Raw genomic sequence first — 15,243 nt, 5'->3', positions numbered from 1 at the left:
TACATGGCGGTGAAATTAGCCAGTGATGCATTATAAGCACCACTATTGCTCTATTTTAGCGCTTTCGCTGTGGACAGAATAGCGTCCGGCACTATAGTATTTTTATTACATTTTTATGCTCCACCGGGTTGATATCTCATGACAATACTCTCCGACCTCGCAGACCCACGAAGCAAGCGCAGCAAATCGGCGCAAAAGATCGCCGCCTGTGTAGTAGCAGACCCGGAAGCCATCCTCTCCACCACCACGGCCTCACTCGCGGCCAAGACCGGGGTCAGCGAACCCACGGTGAATCGATTTTGCACCGGCCTGGGATACAAGGGATTTCCGGATTTCAAACTGGCGCTGGCGGCGGAACTGGCCCGCAAACAGCCGCGCATCACACACAACATCGATCCGGACGACTCCGCCGGTAAAGTGGTGGCAAAGATATTCGAAAGTACCCATGCCAGTCTCTGCAATACCCAGGACCATCTTGACCTGGGTGCCCTGCAGGATGTGGTAGAGGCGATGGGAAATGCCCGCTCAGTGACCTTTTGCGGGCTCGGAGCCTCCGCCTCGGTGGCGCTGGATGCCCAACACAAGCTGCTGCGCTTCCCCATACCGGTTATGGCCCACACGGACATCATCAACCAGCGAATGCTGGCGGTCGGTCTCTCCCCCGACGACCTGTTAATCTGCATTTCCTACACCGGGCGCACCAAGGACATTATCGAGCTGGCTGAACTGGCCCGCGAACGGCATTGTCCTGTGGTGGGCATCACCTCACCAGACTCTCCCCTGGCCCGGAGTTGCTCGCTGGTGCTGGGCGTGGAGACCGGCGAGGACACCGATCTCTACACCCCGATGACATCCCGCATCGCCCAGCTGGTTATCGTCGACATCATCGCGACCTGCCTGGCACTGCGGCAGCCAGAGGAATTCAGCGAACACCTGCGGGAAATCAAGCGTAACCTGGGCAAAACCCGGCGCTGATCCGGGAAGCAGGATCCGGGGCTGTATCTCCGAAACACTTTGGCTTAAGGTTTGCCTCAAATAGACAGCCTGAGGTATTCGGTGAAAGCTTTAATGGCCCTTGTTGCCGCCCTGGCGGTGCTGACGCTTGCGGCATTCGGTATCGCGCTGGGCAGCGGCACCATCAGCACTTCCAGCCTGGCCATGATTGCCAATACCGCACTGGGTATTGGCGGCCCGCCAGCCGATGAGCGCACCAGCGCCACCTTCACCCTGCCGCCAGGGTTCAGTCTGCAGCTGTATGCCGACGATGTACCCAGGGCCCGATTCATGCGCTTCGCACCCAACGGCGACCTGGTCGTCAGCAGGAGCCATGCCGGAGAAGTCATCCTGCTGCGCAAGGACGCCAATGGCGATGGCAGGCACGACGGCAGGGTTGCCATTTTACAGGGCCTTGATCGTCCCCACGGGCTGGATTTTCATGATGGCTGGCTCTATGTCGGCGAGCGGAAGCAGGTAGGGCGCATCCGCTTCGATGACAAGGGCCCGCGGGGTGACTACCAGCCAGTCATCACCGGACTCACAGGCAATGGCAACCACTGGAGTAAAACCCTGCGCTTCGGGCCCGACGACCTGTTATACCTGGCCCAGGGATCTACCTGTAATATCTGCGTGGAGGACGATGAACGCCGGGCGACCATCATGCGATTCAAGGCGGACGGCAGCAATGGCGAGATTTTCGCCACCGGGCTGCGCAACAGCGTGGGCTTTGACTGGGCGCCCTGGAACAACGCGCTCTACGCCACCGACAATGGTCGGGACATGCTCGGAGATGACTTCCCGGTTTGCGAACTGAACCGGATTGAGCAGGGCCGGTTTTATGGCTGGCCCTACTTTAATGACAACAACGTACCGGATCCGGACATGGGCGCCGACCCGCAGGCCGACAGTCGCCAGGCTACCGCACCGGTCCACGGCTTCGCAGCGCACAATGCGCCACTGGGGATCAGCTTTGTCGACAGCAGCAGCTGGCCCGGCAACTACGAGCGAATCGCGCTGGTGGCACTGCACGGCTCCTGGAACAGGAGTACACCGGACGGCTACAAGGTCGTTTCCCTTCACTTCGGGGAGGCGGGCATCGAAGAGCGCGATTTCCTCAGCGGCTTCAACCGGGACGGGAAGATCATTGGCCGACCGGTCGACGTGGTGCAGGGACCGGATGGCGCCATCTACATTTCGGATGACTACGCGGGAGCCATATACCGGGTATCTACCGACAGCCCGCTGTCAAGCGCCCCGGCGATCGTCCCCAGGTCATCATCGAGAACGGGGACATCTCCGCCGGCCTGGCTCAGCGACAACGACCTGCCTGAAATGAGCGCGGTGGGTGAAGCGCTGTATCGGCAGTACCATTGTGCCAGTTGTCACGAACAGGGCGAAAACCCGGTATCCCTTGAAGGCCTGGCCACACGCATGGACTACACTGCAGTGATGGACACGCTGCGAGCCCCACCCCCACCCATGCCCCTGCTGCCACTGGATGAACAGCAGTTGCGGGCACTCAGCGTTTTCCTGTTGAAAGCGGGGAACTGGGGTAAGGTACACTGACCAGGTGATACTCAGATACCTGCCCAACGCGCTGACGATCAGCCGACTCCTGCTGGCCATGCCATTGGGCCTGCTGATTCTGCGCCAGGAGTATGGCTGGGCCCTGGCGGTGGGATTCCTCGCCGGCGCTACCGATGCGCTGGACGGGTTCAGTGCGCGCAAACTGGGCTATTTTTCCCGCTTTGGCGCTGCCCTCGATCCTATCGCCGACAAACTGCTTATTCTCGTTACCTTCTGCTGCCTGGCCAGCGCGGGATTGATTGACTGGTGGCTGGCGGCAGTGGTGGTCGGCAGGGATATCGTCATCGTGCTCGGGGCGCTGTGTTATCGCGCGCTGATCGGACCGTTCGAGTTTGGCGCCACCCCGCTGAGCAAGCTGAACATGGCGATCCAGATCGCGTTCTGCGTGCTGCTGCTGGCCGCCCAGCTGGTGGCAGTGCCACCCCTGCTGATTGCCGGTGCCGCGGCGGTCGTGGTGATCAGTGCCCTGGCCAGCGGCATCGACTATATCAACACCTGGTCCCGCAGGGCATGGCAAAACCGGGGCAGGCAGTGAAGCCATGAGCGACCGTATCAACATCCTGACCTATAACATCCACAAGGGCTACTGCAGCGGCAATCGCCGCTTTATGCTCGACTCCATGCGCGAGCGGATAGCCGAGACCGGCGCAGACATTGTTTTCCTGCAGGAAATCCACGGCCACGCGATCAAGAGCGAGGCCAAAAAACGCAAATTTTCCTATCCCGACCAGCCCCATTTTGAGTATCTGGCGGACCAGGCCTGGCCCCATTTTGCCTACGGCCGCAACGCCATCTATCGCAAGGGCGATCACGGCAATGCCATACTCAGCAAATACCCATTCATCAGCTGGGAAAACATCGACGTCTCCATATTTCCCCGCTCCAGCCGCAGTATTCTCCACGGCGTGATGGAACTGCCCGGCAAAAACACCCGCCTGCACACACTTTGCGTGCACCTTGGCTTACTGGAACAGGAACGGCGAGAACAGCTCCATACGCTGACCGAACGCATCGACCAGCACGTACCCCGAAGCGAGCCAATGATAATCGCCGGCGACTTCAACGACTGGCGCCGCCGGGCCGAAAACCACCTGCACGACGACCTCGGTCTCGAGGAGCTGTTTGTCACCCTGCAGGGACGCCACGCCAGGACATTTCCCGTCTGGGCGCCAATGCTACCCGTAGATCGGGTGTATTTTCGGGGGCTCAGCCCCCGCTCCTGCCGGCGCCTTGCGACCGGGCACTGGCGGGATCTCTCTGACCATGCAGCACTGTTTGGAGTCTTTGACCTGACATGACACTACGAGATATGAGGAGCACCCTCGCCCAGGTGCCGGCGCTTCTGGCGGCGGCAAGACACCTCAAACCGAGGCCACCATCCACCCCCGATTGCTTTGCAGCCCGCGTCGAAACCCTCGCCCAGAGGAACGGGGATCGCAGTGCTGTGGTGTCAGAGGGCCAGGAGTTAACCTGGCGCCAGCTCAATGGCCTGGCAAACCGTTACGCCAGAGCCCTGAAGGGCACAGGAGTGAAACGCGGCGACTGCTGTGCACTGTTCATGGAAAACCGGGTGGACTTCCTCGCCTGCCTGATTGCACTCAACAAACTGGGGGCTATCGCGGCGTTGATCAATACCAACCTCCAGGGCAAGGCACTGGCTCATTGCCTCGAGGTCACCGACGCCCGCTGGTGCCTGTTCGGTGAAGAACGCCTGGCGGCCATCGACGAGATCCGGCTTAATCCCGGAACGGCCACGGTAAAAGCCTGGATTTTCGCACCCGACAGCGCGCAAACGCCCTGCCCCAACTGGGCAACAGATCTCGCCGAAGAAAGTGAATATGAAACACCGCTGAATCCGCCGGACACCGCCGACTGCAGCTTGCAGGACAAAGCGCTGTATATCTTCACTTCGGGGACTACTGGCCTGCCCAAGGCCGCGGTTATGAGCAACCGGCGCTTTTTGCAGACATCCACGGTGGCTGCACACGCCGGATTGCGCTGTGACATCAATGACCGGATTTACCTGTGCCTGCCCCTGTACCACGGTACGGCCCTCTTTCTGGGCGCCGGGTCCGCCTTCATCACCGGTGCCAGTATGTTCCTGCGGCGCAAATTTTCTGCCACCAGTTTCCTTCCGGAAGTGCGTGAACACGGCACCACATGTTTTCTCTATATCGGAGAAATATGCCGTTTCCTGATGAGCACCCCGGAGGCGCCTGACGACTACCAGAGTCCTTTGACCACGATTATGGGCAACGGCCTGCGCCCCGACATCTGGATGGAATTCAAACAGCGTTTCGGTATCCAGCGTGTCGCCGAGTTCTATGGCTCCAGCGAGGGCAACATGGGCTTCATCAACCTGCTCAACAAAGACTGTACCGTGGGCACCGGCAGTCTCCCCCACACCCTGGTGAAGTACGATGTAGACGCAGACGAGGTTATCCGCAACGACCAGGGCTTTTGCATCAAGGCGGACCCCGGTGAAGCCGGACTGCTACTGGGTAAAATCACCAAAATGACTGAATTCGAAGGCTATACCAGCGCTGAGGCTACCGAAAAGAAAATCATGCGCGATGTGTACGAGCCGGGTGACGCATGGTTTAACACCGGCGACCTGCTGAAAAGTGTCGACGTGGGATTTGCCCTGGGCCTGCCTCACTACCAGTTCGTCGACCGGGTGGGCGATACCTTCCGCTGGATGAGTGAAAACGTGTCGACCAACGAGGTGGGCGAGACCATTAACACCCACCCGCAGATCGCATTCAGCAACGTGTACGGCGTCGAACTTCCCAACACCAACGGTCGCGCCGGCATGGCAGCCCTACTGCTGGAGGATGGCGAGGATGAACTGGACCTGGACAGTTTTTCGGCGCTGGTGTGCGAGCAGCTACCCGCCTATGCCCGGCCGCTGTTTCTGCGCGTGTTACCGGAAATAGACACTACAGGTACCTTCAAGATGCTCAAGGGGGACCTGCGTGAACAGCGCTATGACCCCGATAAGGTCAGCGATCCGCTGTATGTTCTTAAACCAGGATCAGAACGCTACGAACCACTCACCCGGGATTTCGCGACGAAAGTGCTGGCTGGTGAGGCGGGCTATTGAGTCCATGCGGACACAAGCCTGCTGCTCTCCCCGGCCGCTGACCGCCGACAGGCAGGACGTGTTTGGACCCGGGGGAGCAACCCTGATCGCCGGGTAAGGAGGGACTGCGGAGCCTGCTCTGTTGCAGTCCCTCAACCGGTTCAGGCGGCCTGGTCGCTATGCTCCAGTACATTGCTGTCGCCACCCCCGATGGGAATCGTCCGGGGTTTCATGGCGTCAGGAACCTCGCGCTTGAGGCTGATATTGAGCATACCGTCGCTGAGATCGGCATCAGTCACCTCGACATGTTCGGCCAGGTTGAAGCGCCGTTCGAAGGCCCGGTTGGCAATCCCCTGGTGGAGATAGCGCCGATCACCGACGTCCCTGTCCCTGCTGCCAGCTACCGTCAGAACGTTATTCTCGACGGTGATTTTCAGGTCTTCATGTCTGAACCCGGCCACTGCCAGGGTAATGGCATAGCGGTCTTGGTCGAGAACTTCGATATTGTAGGGCGGATACCCGGAAGTACTGTCGGCACTGCGCAGGGCGCTGTCTATCAACGCGCCGACGCGATCATAACCGATGCTGTTTCGATAGAAGGGGCTGAGGTCAATTGAGCTCATGATATATCCTCCAGTAGAAGCAATATAAAACAAATTCAATCTTTGCCGGGGGTCAGGTTGACCTCCCCGACAGGAACAACATGAGGTCAGCAGGGGGCCTCTTCAAGGCCCAGAGATATAGAATTTTTTCCCGGCAAGCTGGAAAGATTATGCCCATTGGTTATGAGCGCAAAAACCCCGCCAGTTCAGCCCTGGGCCCGCTGGTTGCCGGAGCCGGACCGGGAACGCCGGCGGCGGGGACGGTTGTGCCCCTCACTCCCGCGGCCACGGGCGGTGTGCTTGCCATCACCCTTGCCACCGCCGGCATGTTTTGGCCGCTGTCCCGGCTGCGGCGGCTTGCGCAGCGGCGCGCTGGCAGGTACCTCATGCTCCGGCTCGAAGCCGCCAATGTAGTCGCGAGTGAGGTGGCGCTGAATCAGCTGTTCAATACCATTGAGCTGCTTGATCTCATCAGCGCTGACCAGTGAGTAGGCCTTGCCGGTCGCCCCTGCCCTGCCGGTGCGACCGATACGATGGACATAATCTTCTGCCACATTGGGCAAGTCGAAGTTCACCACCTGCGGAAGCTCGGCAATGTCCAGGCCACGGGCGGCAATATCGGTCGCCACCAGCACCCGCAGTTTGCCCTTCTTGAACCCCTCCAGGGCCCGGGTACGTGCACCCTGGCTCTTGTTGCCATGAATCGCGGCCGCTTCGAGACCCGCCTTGTCCAGCTGCTGGGCAAGGCGATTGGCACCGTGTTTGGTGCGGGTGAACACCAGTACCTGGGTCCAGTTGTTTTCTTCCACCAGTTCCCGCAGCAGGGCGCTCTTGCGTTTTTTGTCCACCGGGTAAACCCACTGCTCCACCGTGTCGGCAGTGGCGTTGCGGGAGGCGACTTCCACTTCCACCGGCTGGTGCAGCAACTTGCCGGTCAGTTCGCGAATTTCAGGGGCAAAGGTCGCGGAAAACAGGAGATTCTGCCGTTTTTCCGGCAGCAGTTTCAGTATCCGGCGAATGTCGTGGATAAAGCCCATATCCAGCATTCGGTCAGCCTCATCCAGCACCAGGATTTCCAGCTCCTTGAAACTTACCTCTCCCTGGCCGTGCAGGTCCAGAAGGCGACCGGGGGTGGCGACCAGTATGTCGATACCGCGACGCAGTTTGGCGATCTGCGGATTGATTTTCACGCCGCCGAATACCACCGCAGACTTCAACGGCAAGTGAGCACCATAGACGTTAACGCTCTCTCCGACTTGCGCCGCGAGCTCACGGGTTGGAGTGAGAATCAGGGCACGCACACGGTGCGGCTTGAGCGGCGCACTTTCCTGCAGGCGCTGTAATATGGGCAGGGTGAAGCCTGCGGTTTTGCCGGTGCCGGTTTGGGCTGCGGCCATCACGTCCTTGCCGGTGAGTACTGCGGGAATGGCCTGGACCTGAATGGGCGACGGCGTGGTATAGCCTTTTTCCTGAACTGCTTGCAGCAGTGCGGGTGACAGGCCGAGTTGCTCGAATGTCATGAGTGATCTCTTGTCTGGAAATACTGCCGTGCAGGGTATGGCGCCGGCGAAGGGCGCGCATCTTACTGCATCGGCGCTTAAATTGATACCGCCCCTTAATCCCCCTGCCGGGCCAGCAGGGAATTGACCGCGCCCTGCAGATACACAGCGTCATTGCTGAAGATCCACCGCACCCCGCGATTGAGCTCGCGGCAGAGGCAATTCCTTGAGCGCGGGAACCCGGTTCCGATATCCTGCCCCGCGGCCAGATGCCGGCGCCGAACCCCCTCCCCCAGCAGCAAATAATGACCAGCCAGCCCGCCGTAGCCCCGTTGCAGGCTGATATCGCTCAAGCGACGGACATTGGTTTCCGCCACCGGTAACAGGCAACCCGGATCAATAAAATCGACCAGGGTAAACAGGCCGGGATCAAGCGCCAGTATGTGGTAGTCCTCGCCGGCGGTGACCCTACCCAGGATCCGCGCCAGGGTCTCGCGTTGCTGCAACAGGTGCTCTGCGGACAGGCTCTTGAGTTCCAGCATCAGGTGGGTATTGCCACTATAACGGGCGACCACCTCCTCCAGAGAAGGGATCGCCGGCAGTTGCTGCCTGAGATCGCTGAATGCCAGGGACTCGATCAGCACCGGTTGACCGAACACCCGCTCGGCAGACGCATCGTGGCAAATAACCGGCACCAGGTCGCGAGTCCAGCGAATGTCGCATTCGATTCCCCAGACGCCGGCAGCCCTTGCAATATCAAAGGCAAGCAGGGTATTTTCCATGACACGGCGGTTATCGTGTTCGCCGCGATGGGAGACGATTTTGCAATTGCGCAGCGCCGCGGCCGAAGGTACAGCTCGAGGAATGAGCGCCATGAACATATCCACCAGGTCCATGGCCAGCTTCTGCAGCAATGCTTTCAACCTGTTCTACCCCCTGTTGCCCAAATAGCCCGGCAGCCGTGTCCTCTTCACCTGAAAAGACCCCCGCCAGCCGGCGCGAAATCATCGCCTGGGCATTCTACGACTTTGCCAACTCAGGCTACACCACCGTCGTCCTCACCACCATCTACAGCGCCTATTTTGTCGGGGTCGTGGCGACAGAGCTCGACAGCGGGCAGCCGGGTGCGGCTACCCTGCTGTGGACCCTGGCCATTAGTGCGGCCAACCTGATTGTACTGGTCAGCGGGCCGATAATCGGCGCGATCGCCGACTTCCGCGCCAGTAAAAAGCATTTCCTGCTGTTGTCGTCGATACTCTGTATCGCGTCAACGGCAATGCTGGCGGGTGCAGCGCCGGGGCAGGTGGCGCTGGCGGTGGTGCTGGTGACAATATCCTCGGTAGCCTTCGCCAGTGGAGAAAACCTGATCGCCGCTTTCCTGCCTGAAATCGCCAGCAGCGACAACATGGGCCGGATATCCGGCTACGGCTGGAGCCTTGGTTACTTTGGCGGCCTGCTCACCCTCGGCTGCTGTCTCGCCTACATCAATTACGCTACCGGCCAGGGCCTGGCGGCGGATCACTATGTACCGGTGTGCCTGGTGCTGACTGCGGTCATTTTCGCGATTACCGCCACGCCCACCTTCCTCTGGCTCAGGGAGCGGGCCGTACCCCGCCCACCGGCCGCGGGGATAACCTGGCTTGGCGCGGGCCTGGCCCAGGTTAAACATACCCTGGGGCACGCCAGGAACCTGCCCGACCTGTTTCGCTTCCTGCTGTGCATCATCTTATTCCAGGCCGGGGTGGCCACGGTGGTAGTCATCGCGGCCATCTACGCCCAGGAAGTGATGCAGTTCAACAGTCAACAGCTGATCGTACTGATTATGGTGGTTAACCTGACCGCCGCGGTGGGCGCCTTTTTATTCGGTTTCATGCAAGATCACTTTGGCTCGGTCAACAGCCTGGCGGGCGCTCTGCTGGTGTGGATTGCGGCCATCGCAGTGGCTCTGCAGGCAGAATCGCAGACGGATGTCTGGCTGGCGGGTAACCTGATCGGGCTGGCCATGGGAGCAACACAGGCCGGTGGCCGCGCGCTGATCGGCCAGTTAACACCCCCGTCTCACAATGGCGAGATCTTTGGCTTGTGGGGCCTGGCCAATCGCTCAGCCGCTATTATCGGCCCCATCAGCTATGGGCTTATCAACCGTATCGGTGGTGGAGACCACCAGCTGTCGCTGATTTCCACCCTCACATTCTTTGTTGCGGGCCTGCTGCTGTTATTTACCGTTAATGAACAACGCGGCCAAGCCGCGGCGAAAAACATCAGCTGACCACTTGTTGTCCCCGATAGACGCGCGTCCACTGCACCAGCCCCCAGACCGACATCACCGCATAAACGCAAATCAGCGCAGCATAAATATCCAGTGAACGGTCCATGTACAACCAGATGGAGACCAGGTTCAGGGCGATCCAGTACACCCAGGTTTCGAGCACCTTTTTCACCTCCATGTAAGTCGCGGCAAAGCTGAAGGTGGTGGTAAAGGCGTCAATGTAGGGGTGATGGGCATCAGTGTAAGCGCTGAAAAAACTGCCCAGTGCCAATGCCCCGGCGGCAGAAACCAGGATAATTGTGAAATGCGCCGGTAAACCATAGCGCACCACAGGGTTCTCGTGAGCGGCATTGCGCTGACTCCAGCGCATCCAGCCCCAGGCACCCATGATGACATAGTAAGAGTACAGAAACGCCTCCGAGTAGAGCTTGCCATCGATGAACAGGTAGATGGAGAGCAAGGAGCCCACGATGCCGAAAGGCCAGCAGATTATATTCTCCCGAATCAACAGTATGATGTAGAGCAGTCCCGCCAGCGTGGCGATAATTTCTATCCCGGTATTGATTCCCATATAGTGTTCTCAATAAAGTCCGACTGACAGCTGCAATGACTGCGATTCCAAAACACCCTGATTTTTGTCACCGACCGCTGGTAACCGATATCCCGGCAGTGTCCGTGGCCGGTTTACCCGCGGCTCTCAGGGCCTTTTGTCACAGGCCTTTGTCCTACCGGCTCAATCACCTGCAAAGTCGCTACGACGTGGCCTTTGACGGCTACTCGTACCCCGGCCAGGAGGACAGCCGTAACCAGGGGCCGGAGGACAGGCTGCACTCGTTTGTATTCTCGGACTTTTCACCCCAAGAAAAATATCCGCCCGAGTTCCAGGCGTTCATCAGTACCTGCTGGGCGCCCCTGTGCCGGCAGGTACACGCGCTGGAGCAGTCCCTCCTCCTGGCCCTCGGGCTTGCCCCCGTCGCCAGCCAACACCAGCGTCACTTCGGCCACATGATGTCGGCAAACTACTACCCCGCTGGAAACCCGGTACAGCCCGGTTCATCGCCACTGCGGCTGTCAGCACACCCGGACGTGTCACTGCTCACTGTATTCGTCCAGGGCCTCGGCCACGGTTTTCAATACCGTGACCCGACGGGTTGCTGGCGCGATGCCCCGGTCACCCACACGGTGACCGTGTTTGCCGGTGAACTTCTCGAGTGGCTGAGCGACGGCACCGTTCCGGCACTGCGGCACCGCGTCAGGCAACAGCCCAACGACAGCGAGCGGTTTTCCTTCGCCCTGTTCTCGCTACCGCAACCGGGCGCCAGTCTCCACAGTATCGCGGGTGCAACCATCAGCACCGAGGATTGGTATCGACTTCACCTCAGTCAGTGGGACGACACCGGCTACAGCCGCCAGGATATATCGAGACCGTAGGTTCGGGGTGCACCGAACTGGTAATAGGTCTGGTTACTCCAGGCGCCGAAATCATCGCGCGGGTCAGCACCGAAATAAAGGCCATGAGTGGCGTATTCCTCGTCGGTCAGGTTCCTGCCCCACAGGTTCAGGGTCAGCGACGCATTGCTCCAGGACAGGCTGGCGTTTAACAGATTGTAGGCTTCCAACTGGCCATCGTGATAGTAGCCGAAATAACTCTCGTCCCTCCCCTCCAGCTCCAGTACGCCAGAGAACCCGGCCGGCAAGGCCGTACGCATCCCGGCGTTGTACTGGTAGCCGGGAGACTTGGTCTGTTCGCGGTCCTTCTTGCTGACAAAGTCCCAGCGATCCAGGTCGAAGGTGGTAACGGTATCCACTTCGGTGTCCAGCCAGCCAATGTTGGCAACCAGTTCGATGGCCTCGCTGGCGACGAAGGTCGTCTCCAGTTCCAGACCATAGCTGTCTGTATCGGAGTTACTGTCCAGGTAGCCTATCCACAGGCCCGCACTGTCATCCCACATCCAGTTTTCCAACTGGGCATTTTCCCGGGTCGCGTAAAACAGGGCCGCGCGCAGTTCCAGGCGACCATCGAGCTGCCGGCTCTTGAAGCCGATCTCGCGGTTTAACAGACGTTCGTCATCAAAGCGCAGTTTACCCTGCATAAAGCCCTGGAAAGCCGGACTCATGAAACCGTACTGGGAGCTGGCAGCCACGTTCACGCCGCCGGGTTTACTGGCCAGGGCCAGTGTCGCGTAACCGAAACTGTTGTCGCTGAAGTCGTATTGCAGGCTCAACTCGCCGTTGTAGAGATCCTCGCTATTATCGTGGCCGACGCCATTGCTGTCGCGGTAGTCATCCTCGAAACGCTCCAGCCGCAACCCGCCGGTCAGGCTCAGGCGATTGCTGAAAGCATATTCGAGCTCACCATAAATCGCATAGCGATCAGTCTCATACCTGCTGGCGCTTTCGTAGAGCCCATACCAGGCGCTCGGGTAGGCGTAGTTGAGCTTTTCGCGGCTCTGGTTGCCGTAAAATCCCAATGCGTAGCGCCATTCACCGGCCGCCATCGCCTCTGCACCGCCCAGTAGTCGCACATCGAGGGTGCTCTGGTCACGCCGGCGGTCGAAGATCTCGCGAGCCGTATCATGCCCGAAGGAGCAGGTATTGATCTGGCAGACTTCCGCTGAAATCCAGTCGGCGTCATAGCTGTACAGCAAATCCGCGTCCAGGTCGCTGACGACGGCCTGCAGGGTGGTGCTCACGCCAAGCTGCCACTCTCCCCGGGCACTGACCGCCAGGGTATCCTGTTCATCCGCGCCGGGCTGGTCCGACCAGGTCTTGCGTTCATTATCCAGCGAGTAGGCATCGTAACCATTTTCGGCATCGAAGCTGAAGAGGGCCAGTTCATAGCGGCTGCCGTCGTCGGGCTGCCAGCGCAGTCGCGCCCGCCCGGTGAGTTCATCGTATCCGGCAGTGTCGTCCTCTCCGAGGTGCTCGTTCTCGATATATCCGTCACCCTGGTTTTGTTGCAGTGCTATTCTGCCGGTAACGCTGTCCCCCAGCGGTCCGCTGATAACCGCCCCGTAATTGTAGGCGCCGTAATTGCCCACCCCACCGCTCAGCAGGGCTTCGAACTCATCGGTCGGCGCGTTGCTGTTAATCTTGATCATGCCGGCGTGGGCGCTGGCCCCGAAGCGGGTACCCTGGGGTCCTCGCAGCACCTCTACCTGGGATATATCGAACAACATGCCGGCATTGGCCGCACTGCCCAGTTCCAGTTCATCCACCATAACCCCGACCGAGGGGTAATACTTGGGTTCAGCATACTGCTCCAGGTCACCGACCCCGCGAATCTGGACAAAGCGACTGCGGGAGGCGCCGGTTGACCAGCTGACGTTGGGAGCGGCACTGAGAATGTCCTCCAGGTGCCGGGCACCGCGCTCCTGAATCTGCAACTCGCCCAGTACACTGACGCTGGCAGCGCTATTCATCAGTTCGCTGGCGCGGAAGTCGGCGGTAACAATCACTTCTTCCAGCTCGTCGGCAGCCTGGGTGACGCTGGCCGCAAGCGCTAGAGCCAAAAAAATAGAGGGACGGGAGTATGAGTTCATCGTGGTCTCCATTGGAAAATCAGAGACCCGGATAGCGGTGGAGAGCTAAAGGCCGGAGTCTGGGCACCGGTCAGATACCTATTCCTACGCCGGTGTTATCCGGATCAGGTTCAAAGGGTCTGTTGCTGGCAACATCTCAGGCGCACTGGCCGCCCCTTAGGAAGCAACGAAGTCTAGACTATCTCCGGCGCCGCGGCAACGGATGGCACTCAGGGCCGAAATTCAGGCTGGCAGCCGCCGGTGAAAGCTAAGCACAAAGTCTGCCTGCAGCCGCATGGACTGCAAGCCGGCAAGTTGTTGTTTGTGCTCCCGCCGTCCGCCGTAAGCGTAGGGTGTCATGGTAATAACATCCTGCAATTGCTGGCCCTGCAGTTGCATCTCGAACTGAAGCGACTGCTGGTCGGCATCCTCGAAGCCCGCGAGCCGGGTGGTGGGCGCCGGGTGTGGACGCGGCCGGGCATAAAGTGCCTGGCGCAGTTCCCAGAGATGCAATGGCCCCGGAGTGACCCTGAGGAAGCAGCCAAGGGGGGCTACCAGGCGCCTCAGTTCCGCCTCGGCGGTGGGTGCAAAGACGCTCAAAGCAACATCCACGCTGGCATCCGCCAGGGGCACATCGAAGCTGCTGGCGACGGCGAACTCGCCATCCGGACAGGCCCTGGCCGCAAGCCTGATGGCGGGCCGGGATATATCCACGCCGTGCAGGCGAACGCCTGCCAGCTGGCGTAACAACTCGCCGCTGTAGTAACCCTCACCACAGCCAAGGTCGAGCAAACTGGCTTCGTCACGTACCTGTTTGCCCAGCTCCCGTGAAATCCGGTCTGCTAATGGCTGGTAGAGTTTCGACTGATGCACTCGCCGCCTGGCGTCAATCATTTCCCGATTATCGCCCGGGTCCCTGCTCCGTTTGCGATGAGCCGGTAGCAGGTTCACATAGCCTTCTTTGGCCTGGTCGAAACAGTGATTGGCGGGACACACGAGAGAACGATCACGCGGAGCAAGAGGCTGGCGGCAGTTGGGGCAGATCCAGTTCACGACAGATTCGGCGAGTTTGCAACAACAGCCAGTATCGCACAGACCACATCCCACTGTCCGGAACACCCACTGCGCGAGTAAAGCACTACCGGGGCAGGATGGGCCGCATCAACTGTGAATTACCCTGTAGCGGGTGGCTCGGCGCGGGTTTCACAGGCCCGGGTGGCCGGTGGACAGGCGGCGGGCCGTGTCCCGGTCGCCAGGGCGGGCGGCCGGGCCGGTAGTAATAACCGCCAGTGCCGCTCCATACGCTACGGTAGTGGTCGACCAGGTCCGGCTGATACGACTGCCGGGGGGCTTCACGGGCGGCGATTTCACGTAACTCCGCCCGGTGCTTCTCCCGGGCCCTGCGGTCCTCGGCCATGCGATCAGTGGTCTTGCGCATGTCCTCAAGGCGCTGGCTGTATGCTTCCGGGTCCTGGGGGGGAACCACCTCTATGGCCAACGCCTCGACGTCTTCGTCACCGGTGGGAGGAGTATCGGAAAAACTGACGACGCCCGAATCATCTACGGTGCGGTACACCGTTTGTGCGTGGGCCATGGCCACGCCCAGAAACAGTGCAGGAATCAGTTTTTTCATTGCCGGCGCCACCCCAGTTTCTACCGCTAACAGTATAGACCACTCAAATAAACC

The 15,243-nt window shown here is 59.9% G+C and carries 14 protein-coding genes and 1 riboswitch; of the genes, 7 read left to right on the top strand and 7 right to left on the bottom strand.

All coding sequences use genetic code 11. The annotated features are described in order from the left end of the window. Positions 1-138: 138 nt before the first annotated feature. From hexR to E2F43_RS08045, 5 genes are all read left to right on the top strand, one after another. Positions 139-975, top strand: coding sequence for a transcriptional regulator HexR (gene hexR / locus E2F43_RS08065; RefSeq protein ID WP_133211505.1), 837 nt, complete (start codon positions 139-141; stop codon positions 973-975). A gap of 93 nt (positions 976-1,068) precedes the next feature. Next, a complete protein-coding gene (locus tag E2F43_RS08060) occupies positions 1,069-2,562 on the top strand; it encodes a PQQ-dependent sugar dehydrogenase (RefSeq protein ID WP_133211503.1) in 1,494 nt (497 codons plus the stop codon). 4 nt (positions 2,563-2,566) lie between these two features. Beyond that, on the top strand, positions 2,567-3,118 hold the full coding sequence (locus E2F43_RS08055; protein ID WP_133211501.1) for a CDP-alcohol phosphatidyltransferase family protein: 552 nt from the start codon (positions 2,567-2,569) through the stop codon (positions 3,116-3,118). A gap of 4 nt (positions 3,119-3,122) precedes the next feature. Further along, a complete protein-coding gene (locus E2F43_RS08050; protein WP_133211499.1) occupies positions 3,123-3,881 on the top strand; it encodes an endonuclease/exonuclease/phosphatase family protein in 759 nt (252 codons plus the stop codon). Further along, positions 3,878-5,686: a long-chain-acyl-CoA synthetase gene (locus E2F43_RS08045; RefSeq protein WP_133211497.1), complete on the top strand. Its 1,809-nt coding sequence runs from the start codon at positions 3,878-3,880 to the stop codon at positions 5,684-5,686. Before E2F43_RS08050 ends, E2F43_RS08045 begins: the two co-directional genes overlap by 4 nt. 140 nt (positions 5,687-5,826) lie before the next feature. Here E2F43_RS08045 and E2F43_RS08040 read toward each other — a convergent pair whose 3' ends face one another. From E2F43_RS08040 to E2F43_RS08030, 3 genes are all read right to left on the bottom strand, one after another. Continuing rightward, a complete protein-coding gene (locus E2F43_RS08040) occupies positions 5,827-6,288 on the bottom strand; it encodes an Hsp20 family protein (RefSeq protein ID WP_133211495.1) in 462 nt (153 codons plus the stop codon). A 185-nt stretch (positions 6,289-6,473) separates the two neighbouring features. After that, the gene (locus E2F43_RS08035) at positions 6,474-7,787 is read right to left on the bottom strand and encodes a DEAD/DEAH box helicase (RefSeq protein ID WP_133211493.1); all 1,314 of its coding nucleotides are present in this window, start codon (positions 7,785-7,787) and stop codon (positions 6,474-6,476) included. Between the two features lie 95 nt (positions 7,788-7,882). Next, positions 7,883-8,689, bottom strand: a complete 807-nt coding sequence (locus E2F43_RS08030) for a glycerophosphodiester phosphodiesterase (RefSeq protein ID WP_133211491.1) — start codon at positions 8,687-8,689, stop codon at positions 7,883-7,885. A gap of 38 nt (positions 8,690-8,727) precedes the next feature. Between E2F43_RS08030 and E2F43_RS08025 the strand changes: the two genes are divergently transcribed. Beyond that, complete coding sequence (locus E2F43_RS08025) at positions 8,728-10,035, top strand: MFS transporter (RefSeq protein WP_238946805.1); 1,308 nt, start codon at positions 8,728-8,730, stop codon at positions 10,033-10,035. Here the strand turns inward: E2F43_RS08025 and pnuC are convergent. After that, complete coding sequence (gene pnuC, locus E2F43_RS08020; RefSeq protein WP_133211487.1) at positions 10,028-10,606, bottom strand: nicotinamide riboside transporter PnuC; 579 nt, start codon at positions 10,604-10,606, stop codon at positions 10,028-10,030. The genes E2F43_RS08025 and pnuC overlap by 8 nt on opposite strands. Before the next feature lie 35 nt (positions 10,607-10,641). On the opposite strand from pnuC, the gene E2F43_RS08015 reads away from it, so the two are divergent. Further along, complete coding sequence (locus E2F43_RS08015) at positions 10,642-11,466, top strand: 2OG-Fe(II) oxygenase family protein (RefSeq protein WP_133211485.1); 825 nt, start codon at positions 10,642-10,644, stop codon at positions 11,464-11,466. Here the strand turns inward: E2F43_RS08015 and E2F43_RS08010 are convergent. The 3 genes from E2F43_RS08010 to E2F43_RS08000 form a co-directional block, all read right to left on the bottom strand. Beyond that, entirely contained in the window at positions 11,436-13,577 is a 2,142-nt protein-coding gene (locus tag E2F43_RS08010) for a TonB-dependent receptor (RefSeq protein ID WP_165954241.1), read from the bottom strand. The two genes, E2F43_RS08015 and E2F43_RS08010, sit on opposite strands and share 31 nt — an antisense overlap. 64 nt (positions 13,578-13,641) lie before the next feature. Continuing rightward, a riboswitch (TPP riboswitch) is annotated at positions 13,642-13,744 on the bottom strand. A 55-nt stretch (positions 13,745-13,799) separates the two neighbouring features. Continuing rightward, on the bottom strand, positions 13,800-14,609 hold the full coding sequence (locus tag E2F43_RS08005) for a putative RNA methyltransferase (protein WP_338054586.1): 810 nt from the start codon (positions 14,607-14,609) through the stop codon (positions 13,800-13,802). 85 nt (positions 14,610-14,694) lie between these two features. Next, entirely contained in the window at positions 14,695-15,189 is a 495-nt protein-coding gene (locus tag E2F43_RS08000; RefSeq protein WP_165954240.1) for a DUF4124 domain-containing protein, read from the bottom strand. Positions 15,190-15,243 lie beyond the last annotated feature (54 nt).

The sequence above is a fragment of the Seongchinamella unica genome (assembly GCF_004354085.1).
Classification (GTDB): Bacteria; Pseudomonadota; Gammaproteobacteria; order Pseudomonadales; family Halieaceae; genus Halioglobus; species Halioglobus unicus.
Note: the sequence above shows the minus strand (reverse complement) of the source record. Positions and strands in the feature narration are given on the sequence as shown.

What these genes read in the sequence shown, in the direction of transcription:
- E2F43_RS08015 (WP_133211485.1), top strand. Translation starts at nt 10,642, where the DNA reads ATGACTGCGATTCCAAAACACCCTGATTTTTGTCACCGACCGCTGGTA.
- hexR (WP_133211505.1), top strand. Translation starts at nt 139, where the DNA reads ATGACAATACTCTCCGACCTCGCAGACCCACGAAGCAAGCGCAGCAAA.
- E2F43_RS08000 (WP_165954240.1), bottom strand. Translation starts at nt 15,189, where the DNA reads ATGAAAAAACTGATTCCTGCACTGTTTCTGGGCGTGGCCATGGCCCAC.
- E2F43_RS08035 (WP_133211493.1), bottom strand. Translation starts at nt 7,787, where the DNA reads ATGACATTCGAGCAACTCGGCCTGTCACCCGCACTGCTGCAAGCAGTT.
- E2F43_RS08045 (WP_133211497.1), top strand. Translation starts at nt 3,878, where the DNA reads ATGACACTACGAGATATGAGGAGCACCCTCGCCCAGGTGCCGGCGCTT.
- E2F43_RS08040 (WP_133211495.1), bottom strand. Translation starts at nt 6,288, where the DNA reads ATGAGCTCAATTGACCTCAGCCCCTTCTATCGAAACAGCATCGGTTAT.
- E2F43_RS08050 (WP_133211499.1), top strand. Translation starts at nt 3,123, where the DNA reads ATGAGCGACCGTATCAACATCCTGACCTATAACATCCACAAGGGCTAC.
- pnuC (WP_133211487.1), bottom strand. Translation starts at nt 10,606, where the DNA reads ATGGGAATCAATACCGGGATAGAAATTATCGCCACGCTGGCGGGACTG.
- E2F43_RS08010 (WP_165954241.1), bottom strand. Translation starts at nt 13,577, where the DNA reads ATGAACTCATACTCCCGTCCCTCTATTTTTTTGGCTCTAGCGCTTGCG.
- E2F43_RS08060 (WP_133211503.1), top strand. Translation starts at nt 1,069, where the DNA reads ATGGCCCTTGTTGCCGCCCTGGCGGTGCTGACGCTTGCGGCATTCGGT.